The sequence below is a fragment of the Bacillus sp. RIT 809 genome, from assembly GCF_016892495.1.
GTDB lineage: Bacteria > Bacillota > Bacilli > Bacillales > Bacillaceae_G > Bacillus_A > Bacillus_A cereus_U.
The window spans coordinates 109,787-131,320 of sequence record NZ_JAFEMR010000001.1 but is presented as its reverse complement, the minus strand read 5'-3'; the positions used below and the strand labels follow the sequence as shown (position 1 = coordinate 131,320).

The window sequence follows — 21,534 nt, the reverse complement described above, 5'->3', positions numbered from 1 at the left end:
AAGGATTATTCATATCGATTAAATATAATAAAAAAGCGTTATTTTACATAATAAGAGGATGTGTGTATACGATGTCATTACAGACAAAATATATAGCGGGTATTTCGCTTGGGGTTATGGGCGTAGGTTTTGCGGCTTCGATCCCTTTTCAAGGAACGGTAGCTGGAGAGATTATTCAAGGGGGATTTGAAGCGGGGTTAGTTGGTGGACTTGCGGATTGGTTTGCGGTTACAGCTTTATTCCGTCATCCGTTGGGAATCCCAATTCCGCATACAGCATTATTACCTAAAAATCGTAAGCGGGTAACAAAGGGGCTCGTTTCTACGTTAGAAAATGAATGGCTGACGAAAGAAAGTATTACAAGTAAAGTAAAAGAAATGCAGCTAGCACAAATGGTACTGGAAATTGCTGAGAAAGAGTTACAGTCTGACGCTGTGAAAAAAGGAATTGTAACAATTGCTGAGAAAGCGATTCTTCAAATAGATACGGAAAAATTAGCAGTTATTATTGAAAAAGAATTAAAAACGTATTTGCATACAATTAATACAAGTAACATATTACAAGTGCTTGTTGATCAATTAGTTGTGCAAGAATATGATGAAAAAACACTTGATTACATATTAGTAAAGGTGAAAGATTGGACAGCTCAAGATGAAGCACGTTATCAGCTAGGAAGCTTAGGTATGAAGGCGATGGAAAACATAAAAGTAGATGGATTCCTGCAGTTTACTTTGAAATCATTTATGAATATTGTAGATGAAGATAAAATTGGAGGCATTTTGCAAAAGTTTATTATTAGCAATATTAACAGCTTGCAAGATGCTGATAATAGCACAAGACAACTTATATTAGCGAAGATTCGTCAAGAAATTATAAATGTAAAAGAAAATGAATCTTTATTACAGGAATTAGAGAATTGGAAAGAAAAATGGATTACCAATTGGGATGCTACTGACAAAATAAAAGAGATGCTTGAGCAAGTACAACAAAGGGCAGTTACCTTTGTCAAGAATGAAGAATTTGCCGATAAATATGTTGTTCCATTCTTACAAACACAAATGAATAAAATAAAAGAAGATGAACTGACTGTTCAAAAAATAGAAGATTGGTTACAAAAACAAGTTGTTACTATTGTTGAAAAAAATCATTCGAAAATTGGAAAGCTTGTGCAAGAAAACCTTGATAAGTTAGATGACAAAACATTAATCGAAATGATTGAAAATAATGTTGGTAAAGATTTGCAGTGGATTCGTGTGAACGGGGCTGTTTGTGGTTTTATGATTGGATTAGTTTTAGAAGGAATAAAAGCGATTATATGAGAGAAACCTTCCACAATTGTGGAAGGTTTCTTATTTTTCGATAATACTCATATTTATATTATAAGCTTTCTCGATATTTAATTTGTACGTCCCATTTCCTGTTTTTATCGAGTTTTTATACCAATGTTCTTGCGCATTTAATTCTGGATTTTCTTCTGAAGAATTATTTTCTTTTTTCGTTAAATCTTCTACTTGTTCCCAAGGTGTGTTTCCGTGAGTTTCTTTTTTGTTTGTTATGGCGATTAAAGATACATCACTTTCTTTTGCTAAATGAACAGATACATTTGAACTTTCTTGTACAAACCAATTATTTTGTAATTGACCTGGATAAAGAGATAGTTCGTTATTTGAAGCGCGAATCTCTACATTTTTATTTTGCGGAAGAACGAGCGTTTGTTTCACCTGTGGTGCGGAGTTAAATAAGGTATGCTGAACCGGTAATGATTTTAAAGTTATATACATCGTTTCTCCAGCTGTTTGAACTGAAAGGAAATCCTCTTGTTTTAAATTGAGTTTTTCATTTGCTTTCGTCGTCATTTCATATGTTCCAAGAAGGTGAATTTGATTTGTATTATTTCCCTCTATTGTTAGAGGGTGATGCCCCGCATCCACTACGATTTTTTTGATAGATTCAGGTATATCAAGTTGTCCGTCTGGAATATTACTCGTTTGCCTAGTTGTGTTAATAGAATGACGAACTTCTTCTAGTAATCCAGTAGATAATAAACAGTAAAAAGCAATTCCAACGCTTCCTAAAACTCCGATAAAGAAAATACTAAAAATATCATATTTAATAAATGAATGTTCCTTCTTAGAAAATAGAAGGTATAGTAAAATTTCAGCGCCAAGTATAATAAGTAAAACAGGCCACCATGCTGTTAATGTATCCAATACTTGAGTGCCTTTAATGACTGAAAATAGTAAGAAACAACCTAATGTAATAATGGAAAGCCCCATTGAGAATGTTCCAACGCGCCATGTTCTCATTCGTTTGTACCACCTTTTCTTTCTTTATTTCCAAGTAACAATTTAAAGCCGCCGCCAATTAAAAGGAGGGAAACGATAGATGTTTGGAAATAGCGATAATATAGTTCGCTAAGATGAATATTAAATATAGTTACAAAATAATCATTCAAAATAGGAAGGACTGTTTGATCTAATAAATAATAACCACCGAGTGTAATTAAACCAATACCGATCCATCTTTGATGATTGATAAAATAGTCAATGATAGGTTCGTCATTTACACGTTCTTTTCCGGATTTTGCAGTTTGCTGTAACGCATCAAAAAAGCTATAGAACCAAATGATTGGTACTAAAAATAAAAACGCAGAAAGTCTTAATAAGTCGAGCAAATAAATAGATAGTAAAAAGGCTGCCATAAGCTGAAGACCACGGCGCTGTAAGCCTAAATACATATGTCCTGCTCCAGGAAACATTGCTAAAATGGAAGCGAATGTTTTATTTTTCTTTCCTTGTTCTCGGTGCTCTTCAAACTCTTCGAAAATAGTACGGTCATCTAGTTGCTCTCCGCGTTCTTTTTTCTGTAGTTGTTGAACAACATCAAAGAAGTTATAAATCCATAAAACAGGTAGCGTAATAAGGAAGATAAGGAAACTTTCTTGAGATGTTAAGAGTGCAACGAATATAATCATACTTCCTATTCCTGTACAAGCTACTAAAAATGTAAGTCCTCGCTGCATAAGTCCTAATTGGAAATGTCCAAGTCCAGGAATGATGGATAGGAGAATGATATAAAATCGTTCGCTCTCTTTAGAGGACTCTGTAAATTCTCCGGCTGCTTGTTTTTTCGATTGATTAATAATAGTGATAACTAAATCTAATAAATTGATTACCCATAACACGACTAGTAAAAATAGAGAAAGAAAAGCAATATCACGCGCTCCTAATGCTATTGTACAAAATGCTGCAAAGATAAATAGAAATAAAGCCCCTCCGCTATATAAAATAAATCGTCCAAATTTCTTTAAATATAAATGTCCAAGCCCAGGAATTAGCCCTAATACAAGTGCTAAAAAGGGATTTTTATTCATGCTTTGAACCTCCGTCCTTTTTTGATGTGTCTACCGATTTGTTTACAATTTGTTGTGAGATAGAAGACTCGTTATGTTTTGAGGATTTCTCGAAATTTGATGTCGCTGTGAAAATATACTGGAATAAACCACTTACCATAAAAATAATTGTAGCCGCAGTCGCAATTATGTAGTGAATAATCGTGCGCTTTAGTGAGTTTGTTTTTATATTTTCATTAGGCTGTAACGTTTCAAAATTAATTTGCGTCATAACTTCGTTCGTAAATGAATCATCATTTATCATTGGAAGGTTTTCATGTTGTTCATCAATACTTTCCATATAAAGTGCTAAACAATGATCACATTCATAAAGATGTTCTTCCATAGATTCACGTTCATTGTTTGATATAACATCTAATGTATAATTGCGCCAATCTTCTTTTGAATAATGCATCATAGAAACTCTTCCTCCTTCCAATGTTTTTTAATCCATTTTCTTGCCCGATACAGTTTCATTTCGACCGTTTTCACTTCGATGTTTTCCTGAAAAGCAATTTCTTGATAACTTTTTTCTTCTAAGTAATGTGCGAGAACGACGTCACGATAATTGTCGGGAAGTTCTCTCAGTTTTTGAGCAATGAGCAATTTTTGCTCTTTCGTCAATAATAAAGCCTCAATATTATGAGAGGATCTTATATTTTCCGCAGTTTCTTTACATAAGGAGAGTTCTTCGTTTTCTCTAGCTTTTTTTCTCTTATAATCAATAGCGTGATTGGTGGCAATACGTGCCATCCACGTTTTTAATCCGCGAAATTGATAATTTGGGAGAGAGGCGTGAATTTTTACGAATACTTCTTGTGTAACATCTTTAGCATCTTCTTCATGTCTTAAAATGGAAAAGATAACTTGAAAAATATAATGACGATATGTTTGTACAAGGATACGAAAAGCATGTTCGCTTCCTTGCTGTGCTTTTGCAACTAATTGTTTTTCCTCAATCGGTCTCTCCCTCCTTTTTGACGCATTCTATTATATAGACGTAAGAAATGATAAGTCACCCTACACATGTTATAAAAAAGAATAATATATTTTTAGCAGGAGGGCTATATGAAAAAGGTGTGAAAAAATGGTAAAGAGAAGTATATAATGAGCAAAGAGGAAATGCTACATGGAGAAAGGATGTGAATGTTAGTAGGATAAGGTCCATACTAACAAACATGAAAATTAAAATATTAATAGCCGATGATAATTCTTTTATTAGAGAAGGTATGAAAATTATTTTAAATACATATGAAGAGTTTGAAGTATTAGATACCGTAAATGATGGAAAAGAAGCTGTAGCGTATTGTAAAAAGCATGAAGTTGATATTGCGCTTTTAGATGTTCGTATGCCAAACATGAACGGGGTAGAGGCGACGAAGTTAATTTGTGAAGAGACAAAAACGAAGCCTCTCATTTTAACGACATTTGATGATGATGAATATATTTTGGACGCAGTAAAAAACGGAGCGAAAGGTTATTTATTAAAAAATAATGATCCGGAGCGTATTCGTGATGCAATAAAAGGCGTATATAACGGCCAAACTGTCATGCAAGATGTAGTGCTTGATAAAATTAAGTCTAATTTAATGGAAAGTAAAGAGGAAGAATCTAAAATTGATAAGAGTCTTTTTACAGAAAGAGAGCTTAGTATTATCGCACTAATTGCGAAAGGGTTCTCAAATAAAGAAATTTCGAAGCAACTTTTCATATCTGAAGGAACGATAGCAAATTATATTACATCAGTTTTAGGGAAAACTGGACTAGAACATCGCACGCAAATTGCGATTTATTACTTAACAGGGAAAGTAGATTAATGTTATGGAATTTTGGTTAACTGTAAGTAAATTAATTGTATTTATATATATTGTGTTTAGTTACATTCACTCAAATGTTGCAAACTTACCATGGTTTATATTTACGCTACTTATATATCTTTCTGTAAACGTAATGATCTCTATATTAAAAAACGATACGTATAAAAGGGTTTTAATTTGCGTGTCAATTGGTGTAGTAATTTTATTTACATGGAAGGTGCATCCATTTTTTATTTTGTTTTTACCTTTGAACTTATACGAAATTACATCAAATTATATAGAGAGGAAATGGCAGCTCTTTTTCATTATGATGCTTCCTATTACTTTTACAAATGAAAGTATTCAAATGACATATGGATTAATTGTTGCATTTTCTTTTCTCATTTTAACTATGGCAAATCGCTACATCGCTCGTGTATTAAAGCTTGAATCACAAAATGATAAGATGCGAAAAGATATGCAGCGACTGACGAAAAGCTTACATGAAAATAAAGAGTACATAAGGCAATCGGAGTACACATTTAAGTTAGAAGAGAGAAATCGGTTATCACAAGAAATTCATGATAAAATTGGTCACTCGATGACGGGTGCACTTATTCAAATGGAAGCAGCGAAGAGACTGATGGAAATAGATAAAGTAAAATCTGCGGAGTTATTACAAAATGCAATTCATATTTCGAAAGATGGAATTGAAAGCATTCGGATTACATTAAAAAATATGAAGCCACCAACAGAGCAAATTGGCATTCACCGCATGAAATTATTCATAGAGGAATTTGCCGGTAAGCATGATGTGAACATTCCTTTCGTATATAAAGGTAACTTAGATATGATCTCTCCAATTCAGTGGAAGATTATCGGTGAAAATGTTACGGAGGCACTAACAAATACGATGAAATACGCTGATGCGACAGTCATTTCAATAGATATTCATGTACTTAATAAGATGATCAAAGTACAAGTGAAGGATAATGGAAAAGGTGCAGCTCTTGTTAAAAAAGGCCTCGGCATTATGGGGATGGAGGAGAGAACAGCGTCTGTAAACGGGAAAATTATTGTAGATGGTACAAGTGGTTTTTCAGTAACAATGTTGTTGCCGATATAGTAAGGCAGGATGAGGATGAATCATCTCATATGAAAAAAGTGAATATTCTCATGTGAAAAGAATGAACTTCTGCACTGAGCAGGTTCATTCTTTTTGTTTATAATAAAGTGAAACTTCAATCAGTGGGGGTTTTGTTCATCCCACACTGATTGTTAGTTGAACCAATCGGGCATTTACGGGCAGCCCGACTCCCGCCTAACTTCTTCGCTTCAGCTGAATTTTGAGGTGGGAGTCTTACTGACCGCAAATAGCGGGATAACAGCAGAGAAACCGAAATAGGGGTGAAATGATGAATACATTGGAAATTAAAAATTTAACGAAAAAATTTGGTGACTTCATCGCGGTAGATAATATGTCTTTATCTATTAAAGAAGGAGAAATATTTGGATTTTTAGGATCGAACGGTGCTGGTAAGAGTACAACGATAAATATGATTGCTGGATTGTTAAGAAGTAATGAAGGTGAAATCAGCATACTAGGAAAAAATATAAAGAAACATAATCGATTTGCGAAGATGAACATCGGTATTGTTCCGCAAGATATTGCGATTTATGAAGAGCTAACTGCCTATGAAAATGTGAAATTCTTTGCCGGATTGTACGGATTAAGAGGCGCTGAACTAAAAGCGAGAGTAGAGGAAGCACTTCAATTTGTGGGGCTTAGCGATAAGCATAAAAGTTATCCGAAAAACTTTTCTGGCGGAATGAAAAGAAGATTGAATATAGCTTGTGCAATTGCCCATAGACCAAAGCTAATTATTATGGATGAGCCGACAGTTGGAATTGATCCGCAGTCAAGAAACTATATTCTCCAGTCTGTCCGGAAATTAAATGAAATGGGAAGCACAATCATTTATACGAGTCACTACATGGAAGAAGTAGAAGAGATTTGTACGAAAATAGCAATTGTAGATCACGGTAAAGTGATTGCAGAAGGAACGAAAGAACAGTTAAAAGCGATTATTACAGATACGAAAGATATTTGGATTGAAGTGAAGTCAGTAGAAAATTTAGACGTAGAAAAATTAAAAGAGATAAACGGTGTGAAAGCTGTTCAAATTGAAGAGAGCGTAATTAAAGTGAATTCTGATGCAGGATTAAATAATTTAAATAAAATTATTCAACACTTTATTAATCATGACATTGAAATTCGTTCGTTAGAGGAGCAGGCTCCGAACTTAGAAACTGTATTCCTTACGTTGACTGGAAGAAACTTACGAGATAAATAAAAGGTAAATGAAGAAAAGGTAAAGGGAGGTTCATCAATTGAACATCTTTAATATTGCAGTGATGCACATTAAAAGAGATTTCAGGGACGTAAGAACTTTAGTTTTTATGTTAGCATTTCCGATTGTGCTTATGCTTGTGTTAGGAACAGCGTTAAGTAACGCATTTAATAGCGATAGTCAATCGATTAAGGATATACAAGTGCTATATAAAGATGAAGCGAGTAGCACATTTTCTCAATCATTTGAAGCATTTACGAAAGAAGTCGATAAATCAGGTATTCACTTTAAGAAAATTTCCGTAGGTATAGATGGGAAAGAAGAAGTGAAGCAAAATAAATATGCTGCCTATGTAGAATTAAATAAAGATGGTGCGAAATTTTATGGAAGTGACAGAAGTAGTATTGAAGGAAGTATTGTTGAAGGAATGCTTACGACATTTGTTGATAAGTACAATGTAGCGGCCGAAGTTGCAAAAGTAGATCCAAGTAAGGTTAACGCAGTTATTTCAAACGGAAATCATAATGATTATATTAAAGAAACATCTTTACAAGCTGCTAAAAAACCAGGTTCTATGGATTACTATGCGGTTGTAATGACAACGATGATAGCACTGTATGCTGCGATGGGAGCGAGTTTTTTAATTCGAGGAGAACGAATACGTAAAACAGGAGATCGTCTCATTGCGGCACCTATAAGTAAAGCTGAAATTTTCATTGGGAAAGTGCTAGGTAGTCTTGTAGCGAATGCACTTTGTTTACTACTTGTCGTTTTATTTAGTAAATTTGTTTTTCAAGCGAATTGGGGCGACCATCTTGGAATCATATTTATTATTTTACTAACAGAAGTCTTTCTAGCAATTAGCTTCGGTTTAGGGATTGGATATATTACAAAAACAGGTGAATCATCTAGAGCAATTATTATGGTAGTTGTGCAATTAGCTTCTATTTTTGGGGGTGCATATTTCATAGTGGAAGAAAATGTCGTAACGAATTTATCACCATTAACGTGGGCGAATACAGCCATTATGAAAATTATTTATGCAAATGACATAGGGGCGGCGCTTCCGGTAATATCTTTAAACCTAGGAATTTCAGCACTCTTTTTATTAATTGCGATTATTGCATTACGTAGACGGGAGGGGCTATAGTATGAAAGACATTTTATGGCTCATACAAAAAACGTTATCTGTACTTCTGAAAAATAAAAAAGGTTTATTAATTATTATTAGCTTGCCGATAATAGGAACACTCATCTCCTTTTCGATATACGGAAATGTAGGGCAAGGAACGTTAAATATCGGGGTTATAAATAAAGAAAATCAGCCAATAGCAAATGATACAGTAAAATTTTTAGAAGGATTAAATCATGTAAATGTAAGTAAAGTTAAGGAGTCTGAAGTAGAAGATAAACTTACTTCAAAAAAACTTGATGGTGTTATTACATTAGATTCTGGTTTTTCCGAAAGTGTTCGAGAAGGGAAACCGAGTCATATTGAGATTTCATCGATTAAAGGCGATCAAGTAACGGGGTTTATAAAATCATATTTATATAACTATGTTGATAATATTGCCGCAATTAGTAAAGTGGCAGGGACGGATCAAAGTACGTTTGATAATATGTATGCAGGGTATCAAAAAAGTTCATTTAAAGTAAAGGCTGAGACACTTGAAGATACTTCGAAAAATAAGGATATGACAAATCAAACTATGGGTTACCTGATCATGTTTATGCTATTTTCAGCAGTGAACTTATCAGGATTTATCTTAAAAGAAAAAGAGAATAGAACGTACTTTAGATTATTATCAACGCCGATAGATGGGAAGAAATTTATATTATCTAATGTTGCAGTAAATATGATGATATTAACAGTACAAATTGTCATTGCAGTATTATTTATGACGAATGTTTTTCACACAAATATAAATATGCCTTTCATAGTGATGATTGGTGTACTCATGCTATTTGCTTTAATAGCAATTGGTTTGTCATTAGTCATTGTGTCTTTTTCGAAAAGTTCAACTGCTTCAAATGCAATGCAAAATATAGTTATCGTACCAACATGTTTGCTTGCTGGATGTTATTTTCCATATGATATTATGCCGAAAGCGGTACAAAAGGTAGCTGATTTTCTTCCGCAGCGTTGGTTACTAGACACAATTTCAAAATTACAGCAAGGAATTCCGTTTTCTGAGTTGTATTTAAACATTTTAATTTTATTCGCTTTCGCGATAGCATTCTTCTTAATTGCTATTTATAAGTTTGGAAGAAATAATGATGCGAGGAATTTTGTTTAATGAGAAAAGGTGTGGCGTAATGCCACGCCTTTTTTGTTCGTAATTTAGAGTATCTTTTGTAATATAGGAATGCTTTTGTAGAGCACTTCATTATGTGAAGCACACACAACATATTTATTGCCAACTAAAAGAAAAACGCTATGCACAACAGCGTTACCATCACCATGTTTTGTTAGTATATCACCGACGACGTTTCCATCTGCCCATTCCAGTTTTGAATGTGAAGGGACGACTTGTAAATATTGAATTGTTTCCACTCCATCTCCTGCAATGAGTGTAGTTTCAATATTTCTTTTCTCTATAACAAATCTATTTTCATTTAATATATCGAGGAAGGGGTTTTTCGTTTGCATCTTACTATAAGGAAGAAATGTAATAGAAGAGCCGGATCTTATAAATAAATAATTTCCGTAATCTTTACAAGGAATAACATCTTGTAATCCTGGAAAGTAAAGGTGGATCGCTTCGACTGGATTCATTTTATACAAGGTACTTAAGTAGTGTACGTACTGTTCCATATAGGAATGAACGATATTTATTTTAGAAGAGGCATGAACAGGGAGACTACCTCCAGTCCAATAACTATAATTGGGAGGAGATCCAGCGCTTGGTGTACAGAGTATAATAAGCTGCTCCACATCATTTTCACATTCTTCACTTTGAACGTAAGAACGTGCAAGAAGTCCGCCCAAACTATGACAAACTAAATTTAGTTTATCGCAACCTGTAAATTCTTTAACATAAGCAATCGTTTTTAATAAGTATTTTTGAGTAGAAAAAGCAATACGCTGACGCCAGTCATAAAAACAGATAAACAAGTTTTGATTTCGTTCATAGCCTATACTTTCTAACATCATAATGAATGGTTCATAAATAAAAGCAGAAAGGCCAAAGTCCCAATTACCGGTACCAGGAATAATAATATTACTCATTGAACCGAAAAGACCTGGGATAAAAATAATAGGAGTTTTTCTTATTTTCATATTCTGCTCTCCTTTAACTTTGTAACATCCAAAAAGTAGGAAATGCATTTTGAATGAAAATTTATTTTAATGAAACACTACGAAATAGTAAGTAATATGAGTGGAAGGAAATCAAAATGATTAAAAAAATATTGCGAGTCACTTCTATTATTATTGCTATTTTCGTTGTTATTTTAATTTGGATGCATATTGACGTTACGCTCGGAAGGAAAATGGAAGCCGGGAAAAATATGCCGACAGAGTATGCGCCTCATTATAGTGACTTTCAATTATATGTAGAAGGGAAGTCGTTTTATAAACAGTTATTTACTGATATAAGTGAAGCGAAGCAATCTATTTACACTTATTTTTATATTTTATCGGATGATAAAAGTAGCCATACTTTTTTAAACTTATTAAAGGAGAAGGCGAAAGAAGGAGTAAACGTATATTTATCGGTTGATTTAATTAATGATTTATCATTTGAAAGAAAGATGAAAAATGAATTGCGGGAAAGTGGTGTTCATTTTACATATAGTAGAAAACCTGAATTGCCATTTGGATTTTATTCACTTCACCATCGTAATCATCGTCGTATTACGACAATTGATGGGGAGATTGGCTATACGGGTGGCTTTAATATGGGGGATGAGTACTTAGGGAAAGATAAGCGATTTGGATATTGGCGTGACTATCATGTGCGGCTTAGAGGAGAAGGAGCAAAAGATTTAGAAGAGCAATTCGCTTTAGATTGGAAACGAGATACGAAAGAACATATAAAAAGAAGTACGAATAAAGCGAGTAAAGGGAATACATTACATACGATGGTTAGCTACAATGGACATCACGTCGCTGAAAAATATATAAAGTTAATAAAACAAGCGAAACATTCAATTGTAATTACAACACCTTATTTTATAGCGAAAAATAAAGAATTAATGAATGCTTTAATTGGAGCGCAAAAACGTGGTGTTACAGTAAAAATACTATGGTCATATAAACCAGATATTCCTCTTATTAAAGAGGCAGCGTATCCTTATATTCGTCAAGCTGTTAATAACGGGATTACGGTATATGGTTATAAAAAAGGTATGTTTCATGGAAAGTTAATGCTGATTGATAATGAACTAACTGTTATCGGTACTACAAACTTTACTGCACGTAGCTTCTATATTAATGATGAGATGAATTTGTATATTCATGGTGGACCTATCGTATCAGAAGTGAATGAGGCGTTAACACAAGATTTTCATGACTCGAAAGAAATGACGAAAGAGTTTTTTGAGAAGTTATCTTTTGGGGAGCGTTGTAAGGAGAAATTTGCGGGATTGGTTGATTTTTATTTGTGATGATTTAACTGGAATACTGGAAATGTAGAATATAGTAAATAGAAAGCTGTATTGTTTATTCAAAAAGTTGAGAAGTAAGAAAGAACCTTCAAAAACAGAAGGTTCGTTGTTATTTTATAATTTATTATTGGTAGTTAAAAAATAGTCTGGTCTGGCGGGTGCCCCTCCGTCTTCATTTGCGCTTCGGTAAAAAATTCAATATGTAGTTAAAATAAAGTTAAGCTAATGTCTCTATTTTGATTAAGGGTTCTAAGTGAGTTCTAGTTGAATGCTTAAAAAACTGTAGTTTTATAACTGGAATTTTCGATAAATCAAAATAATTAACGTGATATAATTTTATTAATAATTTTGAAACTAGAAGGGGTTTAAATGATGGGGAACTTTCAAAGTAATTTTCAAACGGCTACACAAATTGCTACACAAATGAAAAATCCATCGGATACAATTCAAAGTGCGACAAATCGTTCTATAACAAAGGCGAGCCGTACTACACTATCTGTAAATGCCCAGGCGCAAGAAGCGAATCAACAGATGCTAGATCTGACTAGACAATTTTGTGGGGCCTTTCAACAAGCAATTGATAATATTCATTTAGCAGCTAAGGATTTTGAAAGAATGGATAATGAACTACAAAATACATTTCGCTAATGTGACAACCTACGGTAAAGGGAGAAGGGTAGGAAGAATAAGATGAGTCAAGACATTGAAAAGCAAGTAGACCAATTAAATCAAGAATTACGGATAGTATTCGAGAAACAAGGTCGAAATCAAGCTGCGATTCAAATCCAGAGACAAACAGAAATGGACTTTCATGAATTGAGAAGTCGAAATAATCGTTTATTTAATAGAGTTTTAGAAACATGGCATGGTGATAAAGAAGTTTCTAATTTTTTTATGAATAAGCTTCAAGAGTCGCAGCATATTGAGCGGAAATTAACATTTGAATTGGAAAACCAAAAAGAAACATTACTTAAAGAAAGACGCAATCTTATTGATTTAGAAACCGACCTTACCTATCGGCAACAGCGATTAAAAAGGGAGGATAAAGCATGAGTTTAAATATGTATGTAGGGGAAGTACAAAATCAGACCCAAAGCATGAATGCTGTATGTGTCGCTACTATCCAAGCTATGGAGCAAGCAATCCAATCAATTGATACCTTTGCAACTGATACGGTTTTGCAAGGAAAAACATATAGTAGTGCAAAAATATTTTTTGTCCAAACTTTTCGTCCTTTAGCACAAGGTATCATTTATTTATGTGAAGAATTAATTCGTCAAAATGATGCGTTTCCAAGTGATTTTCAATCACAAGTTGCTTCCACAGATGTCATCGAACAAGAAATAAGAGAGCAAATTCAAGAAATTAATCGAATGGTCTCAAGTATAGAAGCAATTAGTATTGCTACAGTATTGCCTGGAATAGATGCCATGGTTATTGTTTTAGTGGAGATGAGAAAAAAACTGCAAGAAAAATTAGAGCATCTATATGAATTTAACTACACGTCCAGTAATAACTACAACACAGCCCTTCAACTAGTGGCTAGCATTACTGCCGGCCTTGCCGAAGTCCAAGGCGGGAAAGGATTTAGTCCTGTAAGTGGTACGTTTAGTACACAAGGATTAAATATGGATTGGACCGCTTCGATTCAAGAAATTGCTGATGAAAGAAAACGTCAAGTTGATAATCTTTTAAAGGAAGGATCAATGGAAGAGGGAGCGGTGTGCAAGAAACCTCCCGAAAAATCTACATCCGAAAAAATTATAGATGGTATTTTGGAAGGTACGGGTCAAGCTGTTGAAGATACAATAGATGGTGTTGTGGCACTTGGTAAATGGGAAACATGGGAGAACATGGGCTACGCTGTTACTCATTTAGATGAAACCTTACCTGCTATGTGGAACACATTGTCAGATTCATTTATTAATGATGTAATAAATGGAGACGCTGAAAGTCGTGCTAAGTGGGGAAGTTATGCTTTTACACAAATTGGACTTGGACTTATTGGTGATAAGGGGATAAGTAAAGTCACTACATTAGCAAAAGGTGCAAAATTCTCTACAGGAATGTCTTCTTTCGCAAATAAATTGCCACTGACGGATCGGTTGGCATTTGCAGGTGCAAGTGGATTTGGAAGCAATCAAATAAAAATATTTGAAGTTTTACGCAAAGCTCGTGAAACATTTATGTTTTCAAAAACTGGTGGAAGAAGTAAAGTTAAAGATGTACAAGAAGTAATACAAGATTATGCAGATAAGGTTCTGGATAAAGTTGAAATAAAAAACGAATATCCTGATTCTTATACCGCATCTAAGGTACTGCGTGAAGAACTTAAAGCTGCAGGTATTGAGCCACCACCATATCCAAATGCAGCACATCATATTACTGCTTGGAATGACAAAAGGGCAATTGAAGCACAGGAATTACTTGAAGAGTTTGGGATACATCATAATTCAGCTGCTAATGGTGTGTTTTTACCTTATAAAGTAAATGACTATGTGACTACGGAAGTGTTACACGTAGGAAATCATAGTACCGAATATATGAAAGAAGTAACCAAGATATTAAAGGAAATCAAAGAATATGGTGGTACTCAGGAAGATGTTGCCGCAGCGTTACATGATATTAGAATACGTCTATTAGAAGGTAGTTTAAAATTAAATAATCCAAAATGATTTACACGCATATTTCTAATATTAAAGGAGAAAAACTATGAAGATATGGGAATTAAGAAGTTCTTCTGATAACTATGAGTCTTTTCAATTATTAAAGTATAAAGAAGATAAAAAGTTTTTTGAAGGGAAATTTAACTCTACAATAAAACTAATAGATTCATGGAGAAAGTTACCTATTGAATGTTTAGAAGGAGGAAAGGCCAGTGATTTTCCACACTTCTGGGGAGAAATTGGTGCCCTAATGGTTAGTGAAAAAGCAAAAGCATTATTAGAACCTTCAATAGGCGATAATGTTGAATTCTTACCACTTTTACGCGATTCAACTAGTGAGGTATATTACTTGGTCCATGTGTTGAATGTACTAGATGCAATTGATAGTGATAAAGCAATTTTAAAAAAACTGATTACAGGTTTAATAATAGGATGCGAAAAATTCGCATTTGATAGTAATACTGTTCAAAATGAGATGATTTTTAAGGTTTATATAAATGGGAAAATTCATCCCACGGCTGTTTTTATTTCAGATGAATTGAAGGTTCTTATTGAACAAAGTGATTTAAAAGGTTTTGAATTTATTGAAATATGGGATTCAGAAGAGCTTTCGTAAAGAAATTTAATAAAATCACATCAGATTAATGATGTTAATTAATACCTAAGAGAGTAATAAATAAAATAGAAGAAGCTTATGTATTTGCATAAGCTTTTTCTTATGGTTATGTATAAAAAGGCATACTAATCAATATTAAACATATATTTTGAGGTTGCAAAGTAAGTGGTGAGTGTGCTCCAGGGCATAAAAATATAGCTGCTGATAATCGAATACAATCACATCATCCTATACAAAATGAATGGGCTATTAAGGGTGGGTTTGATTATACCGAAAAGAAAGCACAAACAATACTTTTACCATCAAGTTCTGGTTTACCTCATGCGAAAATTTCCGCTATGCAAAGAAAGCGAAGAAGGCTTGAAGGATATGATACTGAAATAAATTATGAATTTAATGTAAGCTATAGAGAAATGATTGAGGCAGGAGTTGATCAGAAAACTGCAAGAAAAGTATTGGTAGATACTTGTAAATATTTTGATAGTTTGGGGGGGTGTTAAAAAAGTGATAAATTCACCTAATGTTTCTGGTTTAATAAAAAATAAGCCAGCAAATGACATTGAAATTCAAGAAATAGAAGATGTAATGAAAGTTGAATTACCAAATGTACATAAAGATTTATTGAAATATACAAATGGTTTTTCTATAGGTGGAGGATTAATAATTTATGGTACTGATGATATTATAGAACGAAATGAGACTTGGGAAGTAACAGAATATGCAAATGGTTATGTTGCTATTGGTGATGATGGTAGTGGCAATGTTTTTTTTATGTCGCAAGGTGCAGATGTACGAGAAGTAAGGGCTGTTGATTCTGGTGATATGAATCCAAATCATGCCACTGTAGTTACATTAGATTTTATTGATTGGGTAAATACGGGGTGTTTGAATCAAAAAATACAGAAAATAAAAGAAGAAATCCCTGATACGTGTAATATAGTGTTAATAGAAATTCCTAATGGAGGATTAAAAGATTTAGTAAAGATAAAAAGTGTACTAGCACTTGATATTTCAACAGGGGAACTATTAAAAGGATCGAAAAACCTTCCTTTTACATTAGTAAAAGGAGCTCCATATGGTAAAGCAAAAAAATTAATTGAAAAATTAGGATCTATTGGTTTAGCACTAAATACAATACCAATGGATAAAAATAATTAATGTTAAATATAATTTGAAATTCATTTTTAATTGCCTGATATTAATTTAATGATTTATTAAAAACGAACTAACATTTTAAAGGTTAGTTTGTTTTTTATTTTTTTACAAGAATTAAATAAGGAATGTGAATCCAAACAGTGTTACATGGAATAGGAAGAGATTTATTAGAAGGTAATTTACGATTAAATGAACCCAAGAAATAACTATATAAATGGTAATAATAAAGGAGAATATATATGAAGATTTGGCAATTAAAAAGCTCGACTGATGATTATGAAACCTTTCAATTATTGAACTATGAAGAGGATAAAAAATATTTTAAAACTAGTTTTAATTCTATGGTGAGTTTGTCAGATTCATGGATGTCTAAGTTTATTGAGGTAACAGATGAAGGAAAGTCAAGTGATTCTCCTATGTTTTGGGGAAAGTCTGGTGTACAAATAATTAGCGAAAAAGCCAAGGATGTTTTAGAACCTATAGTAGGAGATAATATTGAATTTTTACCATTAATTCATAAACAAACACACAAAAAATACTATGCTATGCATGTTTTAAAGGTGTTGGAAGCACTTGATACTAATAAAACAATCTTTGATAAGTTAAGTTCAGGTTTAATAATAGGATGTAAAAAATTTGTATTTATTTCTTATGTTGTTCAGGACGAACCAGTTTTTAAATTGAATATAAATGGGAAGGTGCATCCTAACTATCTTTTAGTATCAGATCAATTTAAAAATGCAATTTTAGAGAGTGAATTAAAAGGTTTTGAATTTACTGAAGTGTGGGATTCAGAAGAGCTTTCGTAAAGGAATTCTAACGTTATTAATGACCCAGATAAGTTTACGATAAAAATTCAAGTCCCCTTGTTATACGAAGTAGGGGACTATTGATCTTGCATTAACGAGCAGTAAGATTCCCACTTCAAAATTCGGCTAAAGCAAAGAAGTTAGGTAGGAAATCAACTGCTCGTAAAAGCCTGATTGGGGAAGATTAATAATTCGTGGAGGTGAACAAAACTTCCGATGAGAAATAATTATTATTCATGCACAAGCATCGAAGCATCATCATTAATCAATGTCCCTACATGTTCTCCTAAACATATTTTCTTCATTACTCCAGGCTCATCAAAGTTAAATACATGTGCCGGCAAATTGTAGTCCCGAGCAAGTAATAAAGCCGCTTGATCCATTACTTGTATGTTTTGCCTAACAACATCGTTATAGTTCAGTTTTTTATACATTTTCGCTGATTTATCATATTTTGGATCACTGGTAAAGACACCATCTACCCCTTGTTTTGCGACTAAAATGGCGTCACTATTCATTTCAATTGCTCTCTGTACACTTGGGTAATCTGTTGTAACGAATGGTTGCCCGTTACCACCACCGAATATGACAACATAACCGTTATCTAAATGATGTACTGCTCTGAGGCGAATATAAGGTTCGGCTACTGCATTAAATGGGATGGATGTCATAACGCGTACTTCTTTCTTTGTTTTACTTGTTAAAACGCCGCGTAGCATTAAGCTGTTAATTATTGTACCTAAAGTACCAATATTATCAGCTTCTACACGGTCAATTCCCCATTCCTCAGCTAGATGGCCTCTAAAAATGTTACCGCCGCCAATGACGATGGAGACCTCGATACCTAAATCAACAATCGATAAAATTTCATTTGCAATATGTTCTAATCGTTTGGAGTTAAAGCTATTTCCCGATTGATCGGCAAGTGCTCCGCCGCTTAATTTAATTAAGACACGTTTATATGGCTTCATAACAATTCCCCCTATATAGATTGCAATAAAAAAGGAACAAAGGCGAATGCCTTTGTTCCTTCGTAAGAAAATGAAATAGAAAAGAAATAGATATGATGAACTTCTTCACGTGATTTTTCATAACATCCACTCCTTTTCATCTCCATTTATTTTGAATACGTATATCTTTTAGATTATACGAAATAATCTGATGTTTTATCAAGGTTATTTTATTTCTTTTTTATAAAAAGTGTCAATGAATATTATAAGAAAAAAATTTGAATTTTTTGTGACAAACTTGTAGGTTTTTGTATGATTTTGTAGGTTCGCCTATATGATGTGTGAGTAAGCTTTTATAAATACTAAATGAAAGCGTTCGCATAAAGGGGATGAACATAAATGAAAAAATTCGGATTGGCAACACAAATTTTTGTCGCACTTGTTTTAGGGATTGTAGTAGGGGCAATCTTTTATGGCAATAAAACGGCGATTTCTTATATCACACCAGTTGGGGATATATTTATTCACTTAATTAAGATGATTGTAGTACCTATTGTTATTTCAGCATTAATTGTTGCGGTAGCTGGTGTAGGAGATATGAAAAAGCTTGGGAAACTGGGCGGTAAGACAATTCTTTATTTCGAGATCATTACGACGATTGCTATTTTAATGGGATTACTTGCAGCGAATATATTCCAACCAGGTACTGGCGTTGATATGAATAATTTACAGCAAAGTGATATTTCTTCTTATAAACAAACAGCAGATGCTACAGAGAAGAAAGGTTTTGCTGAAACGATTGTTCATATTGTACCGAAAAATATATTTGAGTCTATTACACAAGGTGACTTATTACCGATTATATTCTTCTCAGTACTATTCGGTTTAGGAGTTGCGGCAATTGGAGAAAAAGGAAAGCCTGTTTTTAACTTTTTTGAAGGTGTACTCGAAGCGATGTTTTGGGTTACAAATCAAGTTATGAAATTTGCACCATTTGGTGTATTCGCATTAATTGCGGTTACGGTTGCAAAATTTGGTGTGTCCACACTACTTCCTTTAGGAAAACTAGTGCTAGCTGTATACGTAACTGTTATACTATTCGTTGTGATTGTATTAGGTATTAATGCACGAATGGTAGGAGTAAACATTTTTACATTAATGAAAATTTTAAAAGAAGAACTTATTCTTTCATTTACGACAGCAAGTTCAGAAGCTGTTTTACCTAATATAATGAGAAAGATGGAAGAGTTCGGTTGTCCAAAGGCAGTTGCCTCTTTCGTAATTCCGACAGGTTATACATTTAACTTGACTGGGTCAGCTATTTATCAAGCGTTAGCGGCATTGTTTGTTGCACAAATGTACGGTATACACATGTCACTGACAGAGCAAATAACGTTATTATTCGTTCTCATGTTAACATCCAAAGGTATGGCGGGAGTTCCGGGGGCATCATTTGTTGTTGTATTAGCAACGTTAGGATCAATGGGCTTACCGCTAGAAGGCATCGCATTAATTGCGGGAATTGATCGTATTTTAGATATGATTCGCTCAGCTGTCAATGTATTAGGAAATGCATTAGCTGCCATTGTTATGTCGAAGTGGGAAGGCGAATTCGATGATGAGAAAGCAAAACAATATGTAGAAACAGTCAAACAAACAAAAGCAGCATAAGAAATCGTTAAGGAGTGAAAAGTCATGGCAACATTAACTGAAGTTAAAAATGGAGTACGAATTGAAAAAGATTTTTTAGGTGAAAAAGAAGTGCCAAATTATGCGTACTACGGTGTACAAACAATGCGTGCAGTAGAGAATTTCCCAATTACAGGATACAAAGTCCATGAAGGTTTAATTAAAGCGTTAGCAATTGTAAAAAAAGCGGCAGCACTTGCTAATGCAGATGTAGGAAGATTGGAATTGAAAAAGGGTGGTGCTATCGCAGAAGCATCACAAGAAATCCTTGAGGGGAAATGGCATAATCATTTCATCGTTGATCCAATTCAAGGCGGTGCAGGAACTTCAATGAATATGAACGCAAATGAAGTCATTGCCAATCGTGCCCTTGAATTATTAGGAATGGAAAAGGGAGACTATGATTATATTAGTCCGAACAGTCATGTAAATATGGCGCAATCAACAAACGATGCATTCCCAACAGCGATTCATATTGCAACATTAAATGCATTAGAAGGCTTATTACAAACGATGGGTTATATGCATGATGTATTTGAATTAAAAGCAGAACAGTTCGATCATGTTATTAAAATGGGTCGTACACATTTACAAGATGCTGTGCCAATTCGTCTTGGACAAGAATTTAAAGCATATTCTCGCGTACTTGAACGTGATATGAAACGTATCAAGCAATCACGCCAACATCTATATGAAGTAAATATGGGAGCAACTGCAGTTGGTACAGGCTTAAATGCGGATCCAGAATATATTGAAGCAGTTGTAAAACATTTAGCTACAATTAGCGAACTACCACTTGTTGGTGCAGAAGATTTAGTAGATGCAACTCAAAATACGGATGCGTACACTGAAGTATCTGCAGCACTTAAAGTATGTATGATGAACATGTCTAAAATTGCGAACGACCTTCGTCTAATGGCATCAGGTCCACGCGTTGGATTAGCGGAAATTATGCTACCAGCTCGTCAACCAGGTTCATCTATTATGCCAGGGAAAGTAAACCCTGTTATGCCAGAAGTAATTAATCAAATTGCGTTCCAAGTAATTGGTAACGACCATACAATTTGCCTTGCTTCAGAAGCAGGACAATTAGAATTAAATGTTATGGAACCAGTACTTGTTTTCAACTTACTTCAATCTATTAGCATTATGAATAACGGTTTCCGTGCCTTTACAGATAATTGCTTAAAAGGAATTGAAGCGAATGAAGATCGCTTAAAAGAGTACGTTGAGAAGAGTGTAGGAATTATTACAGCCGTGAACCCTCATATCGGTTATGAAGCAGCAGCTCGCGTTGCGAAAGAAGCAATTGCGACAGGGCAATCCGTTCGAGAACTATGTGTAAAAAATGGTGTATTGTCACAAGCAGAATTAGAGTTAATTCTAGATCCATTCGAAATGACACACCCAGGGATTGCAGGAGCAACTCTTTTAAAGAAAAATTAAAAGAAGAGGGGACAATCCCCTCTTTTTTGTTTACAATATAGAAATGTTATATATGAA

General features: G+C 33.9%; 22 protein-coding genes. 16 read left to right on the top strand and 6 right to left on the bottom strand.

From position 1 onward, the window contains the following. Positions 1 to 71 precede the first annotated feature (71 nt). A complete protein-coding gene (locus tag JTF23_RS00585; RefSeq protein ID WP_002158418.1) occupies positions 72 to 1,319 on the top strand; it encodes a DUF445 domain-containing protein in 1,248 nt (415 codons plus the stop codon). Positions 1,320 to 1,349: 30 nt separating this feature from the next. On the opposite strand, the gene exsE is transcribed toward JTF23_RS00585, so the two are convergent. From exsE to JTF23_RS00565, 4 genes are read right to left on the bottom strand one after another with little or no spacing between them, the layout of a single operon-like run. Next, complete coding sequence (gene exsE, locus JTF23_RS00580; RefSeq protein WP_204207869.1) at positions 1,350 to 2,306, bottom strand: exosporium protein ExsE; 957 nt, start codon at positions 2,304 to 2,306, stop codon at positions 1,350 to 1,352. Then, the gene (locus JTF23_RS00575; RefSeq protein WP_204207868.1) at positions 2,303 to 3,373 is read right to left on the bottom strand and encodes a hypothetical protein; all 1,071 of its coding nucleotides are present in this window, start codon (positions 3,371 to 3,373) and stop codon (positions 2,303 to 2,305) included. Before JTF23_RS00575 ends, exsE begins: the two co-directional genes overlap by 4 nt. After that, on the bottom strand, positions 3,366 to 3,809 hold the full coding sequence (locus JTF23_RS00570) for a hypothetical protein (protein ID WP_002126705.1): 444 nt from the start codon (positions 3,807 to 3,809) through the stop codon (positions 3,366 to 3,368). Before JTF23_RS00570 ends, JTF23_RS00575 begins: the two co-directional genes overlap by 8 nt. Continuing rightward, a complete protein-coding gene (locus JTF23_RS00565; protein WP_229183425.1) occupies positions 3,806 to 4,246 on the bottom strand; it encodes an RNA polymerase sigma factor in 441 nt (146 codons plus the stop codon). The genes JTF23_RS00570 and JTF23_RS00565 overlap by 4 nt, the downstream gene beginning before the upstream one ends. 323 nt (positions 4,247 to 4,569) lie before the next feature. Here JTF23_RS00565 and JTF23_RS00560 point away from each other — a divergent pair, with 323 nt between their 5' ends. From JTF23_RS00560 to JTF23_RS00540, 5 genes are all read left to right on the top strand, one after another. After that, entirely contained in the window at positions 4,570 to 5,208 is a 639-nt protein-coding gene (locus JTF23_RS00560) for a response regulator transcription factor (RefSeq protein ID WP_002064723.1), read from the top strand. A 4-nt stretch (positions 5,209 to 5,212) separates the two neighbouring features. Beyond that, on the top strand, positions 5,213 to 6,313 hold the full coding sequence (locus tag JTF23_RS00555) for a sensor histidine kinase (protein ID WP_002158412.1): 1,101 nt from the start codon (positions 5,213 to 5,215) through the stop codon (positions 6,311 to 6,313). 289 nt (positions 6,314 to 6,602) lie between these two features. Then, a complete protein-coding gene (locus JTF23_RS00550; RefSeq protein WP_002158411.1) occupies positions 6,603 to 7,541 on the top strand; it encodes an ABC transporter ATP-binding protein in 939 nt (312 codons plus the stop codon). Between the two features lie 37 nt (positions 7,542 to 7,578). Further along, positions 7,579 to 8,688 carry an ABC transporter permease gene (locus tag JTF23_RS00545; RefSeq protein WP_016104465.1) on the top strand — a complete coding sequence of 370 codons (1,110 nt, stop codon included), beginning with the start codon at positions 7,579 to 7,581 and terminating at the stop codon, positions 8,686 to 8,688. 1 nt (position 8,689) lies between these two features. Continuing rightward, positions 8,690 to 9,835 carry an ABC transporter permease gene (locus tag JTF23_RS00540; RefSeq protein ID WP_016104466.1) on the top strand — a complete coding sequence of 382 codons (1,146 nt, stop codon included), beginning with the start codon at positions 8,690 to 8,692 and terminating at the stop codon, positions 9,833 to 9,835. A gap of 44 nt (positions 9,836 to 9,879) precedes the next feature. Here JTF23_RS00540 and JTF23_RS00535 read toward each other — a convergent pair whose 3' ends face one another. Next, positions 9,880 to 10,818, bottom strand: a complete 939-nt coding sequence (locus tag JTF23_RS00535) for an esterase/lipase family protein (RefSeq protein WP_204207867.1) — start codon at positions 10,816 to 10,818, stop codon at positions 9,880 to 9,882. 116 nt (positions 10,819 to 10,934) lie between these two features. On the opposite strand from JTF23_RS00535, the gene JTF23_RS00530 reads away from it, so the two are divergent. From JTF23_RS00530 to JTF23_RS00495, 8 genes are all read left to right on the top strand, one after another. Further along, positions 10,935 to 12,146: a phospholipase D-like domain-containing protein gene (locus JTF23_RS00530; protein ID WP_204207866.1), complete on the top strand. Its 1,212-nt coding sequence runs from the start codon at positions 10,935 to 10,937 to the stop codon at positions 12,144 to 12,146. A 369-nt stretch (positions 12,147 to 12,515) separates the two neighbouring features. After that, positions 12,516 to 12,794 (top strand): TIGR04197 family type VII secretion effector, encoded by a 279-nt coding sequence (locus tag JTF23_RS00525; protein ID WP_199715003.1) that lies wholly within the window; start codon positions 12,516 to 12,518, stop codon positions 12,792 to 12,794. 42 nt (positions 12,795 to 12,836) lie between these two features. Beyond that, positions 12,837 to 13,199 carry a DUF3958 family protein gene (locus tag JTF23_RS00520; RefSeq protein ID WP_199715004.1) on the top strand — a complete coding sequence of 121 codons (363 nt, stop codon included), beginning with the start codon at positions 12,837 to 12,839 and terminating at the stop codon, positions 13,197 to 13,199. Beyond that, on the top strand, positions 13,196 to 14,821 hold the full coding sequence (locus JTF23_RS00515; protein ID WP_204207865.1) for an AHH domain-containing protein: 1,626 nt from the start codon (positions 13,196 to 13,198) through the stop codon (positions 14,819 to 14,821). Before JTF23_RS00520 ends, JTF23_RS00515 begins: the two co-directional genes overlap by 4 nt. 37 nt (positions 14,822 to 14,858) lie before the next feature. Then, a complete protein-coding gene (locus JTF23_RS00510) occupies positions 14,859 to 15,428 on the top strand; it encodes an imm11 family protein (RefSeq protein WP_204207864.1) in 570 nt (189 codons plus the stop codon). A gap of 194 nt (positions 15,429 to 15,622) precedes the next feature. Beyond that, a complete protein-coding gene (locus JTF23_RS00505) occupies positions 15,623 to 15,928 on the top strand; it encodes a hypothetical protein (protein WP_307839132.1) in 306 nt (101 codons plus the stop codon). Between the two features lie 4 nt (positions 15,929 to 15,932). After that, entirely contained in the window at positions 15,933 to 16,586 is a 654-nt protein-coding gene (locus tag JTF23_RS00500) for an SMI1/KNR4 family protein (protein WP_204207863.1), read from the top strand. A gap of 236 nt (positions 16,587 to 16,822) precedes the next feature. Next, positions 16,823 to 17,392: an imm11 family protein gene (locus JTF23_RS00495; RefSeq protein ID WP_199709081.1), complete on the top strand. Its 570-nt coding sequence runs from the start codon at positions 16,823 to 16,825 to the stop codon at positions 17,390 to 17,392. Positions 17,393 to 17,622: 230 nt separating this feature from the next. On the opposite strand, the gene pyrH is transcribed toward JTF23_RS00495, so the two are convergent. Beyond that, positions 17,623 to 18,363, bottom strand: a complete 741-nt coding sequence (gene pyrH / locus JTF23_RS00490) for a UMP kinase (protein WP_002158406.1) — start codon at positions 18,361 to 18,363, stop codon at positions 17,623 to 17,625. Positions 18,364 to 18,741: 378 nt separating this feature from the next. Here pyrH and JTF23_RS00485 point away from each other — a divergent pair, with 378 nt between their 5' ends. Continuing rightward, on the top strand, positions 18,742 to 20,013 hold the full coding sequence (locus JTF23_RS00485) for a cation:dicarboxylate symporter family transporter (RefSeq protein ID WP_002158405.1): 1,272 nt from the start codon (positions 18,742 to 18,744) through the stop codon (positions 20,011 to 20,013). 24 nt (positions 20,014 to 20,037) lie between these two features. Then, entirely contained in the window at positions 20,038 to 21,477 is a 1,440-nt protein-coding gene (gene aspA, locus JTF23_RS00480; protein WP_002158404.1) for an aspartate ammonia-lyase, read from the top strand. Positions 21,478 to 21,534: the final 57 nt, after the last annotated feature.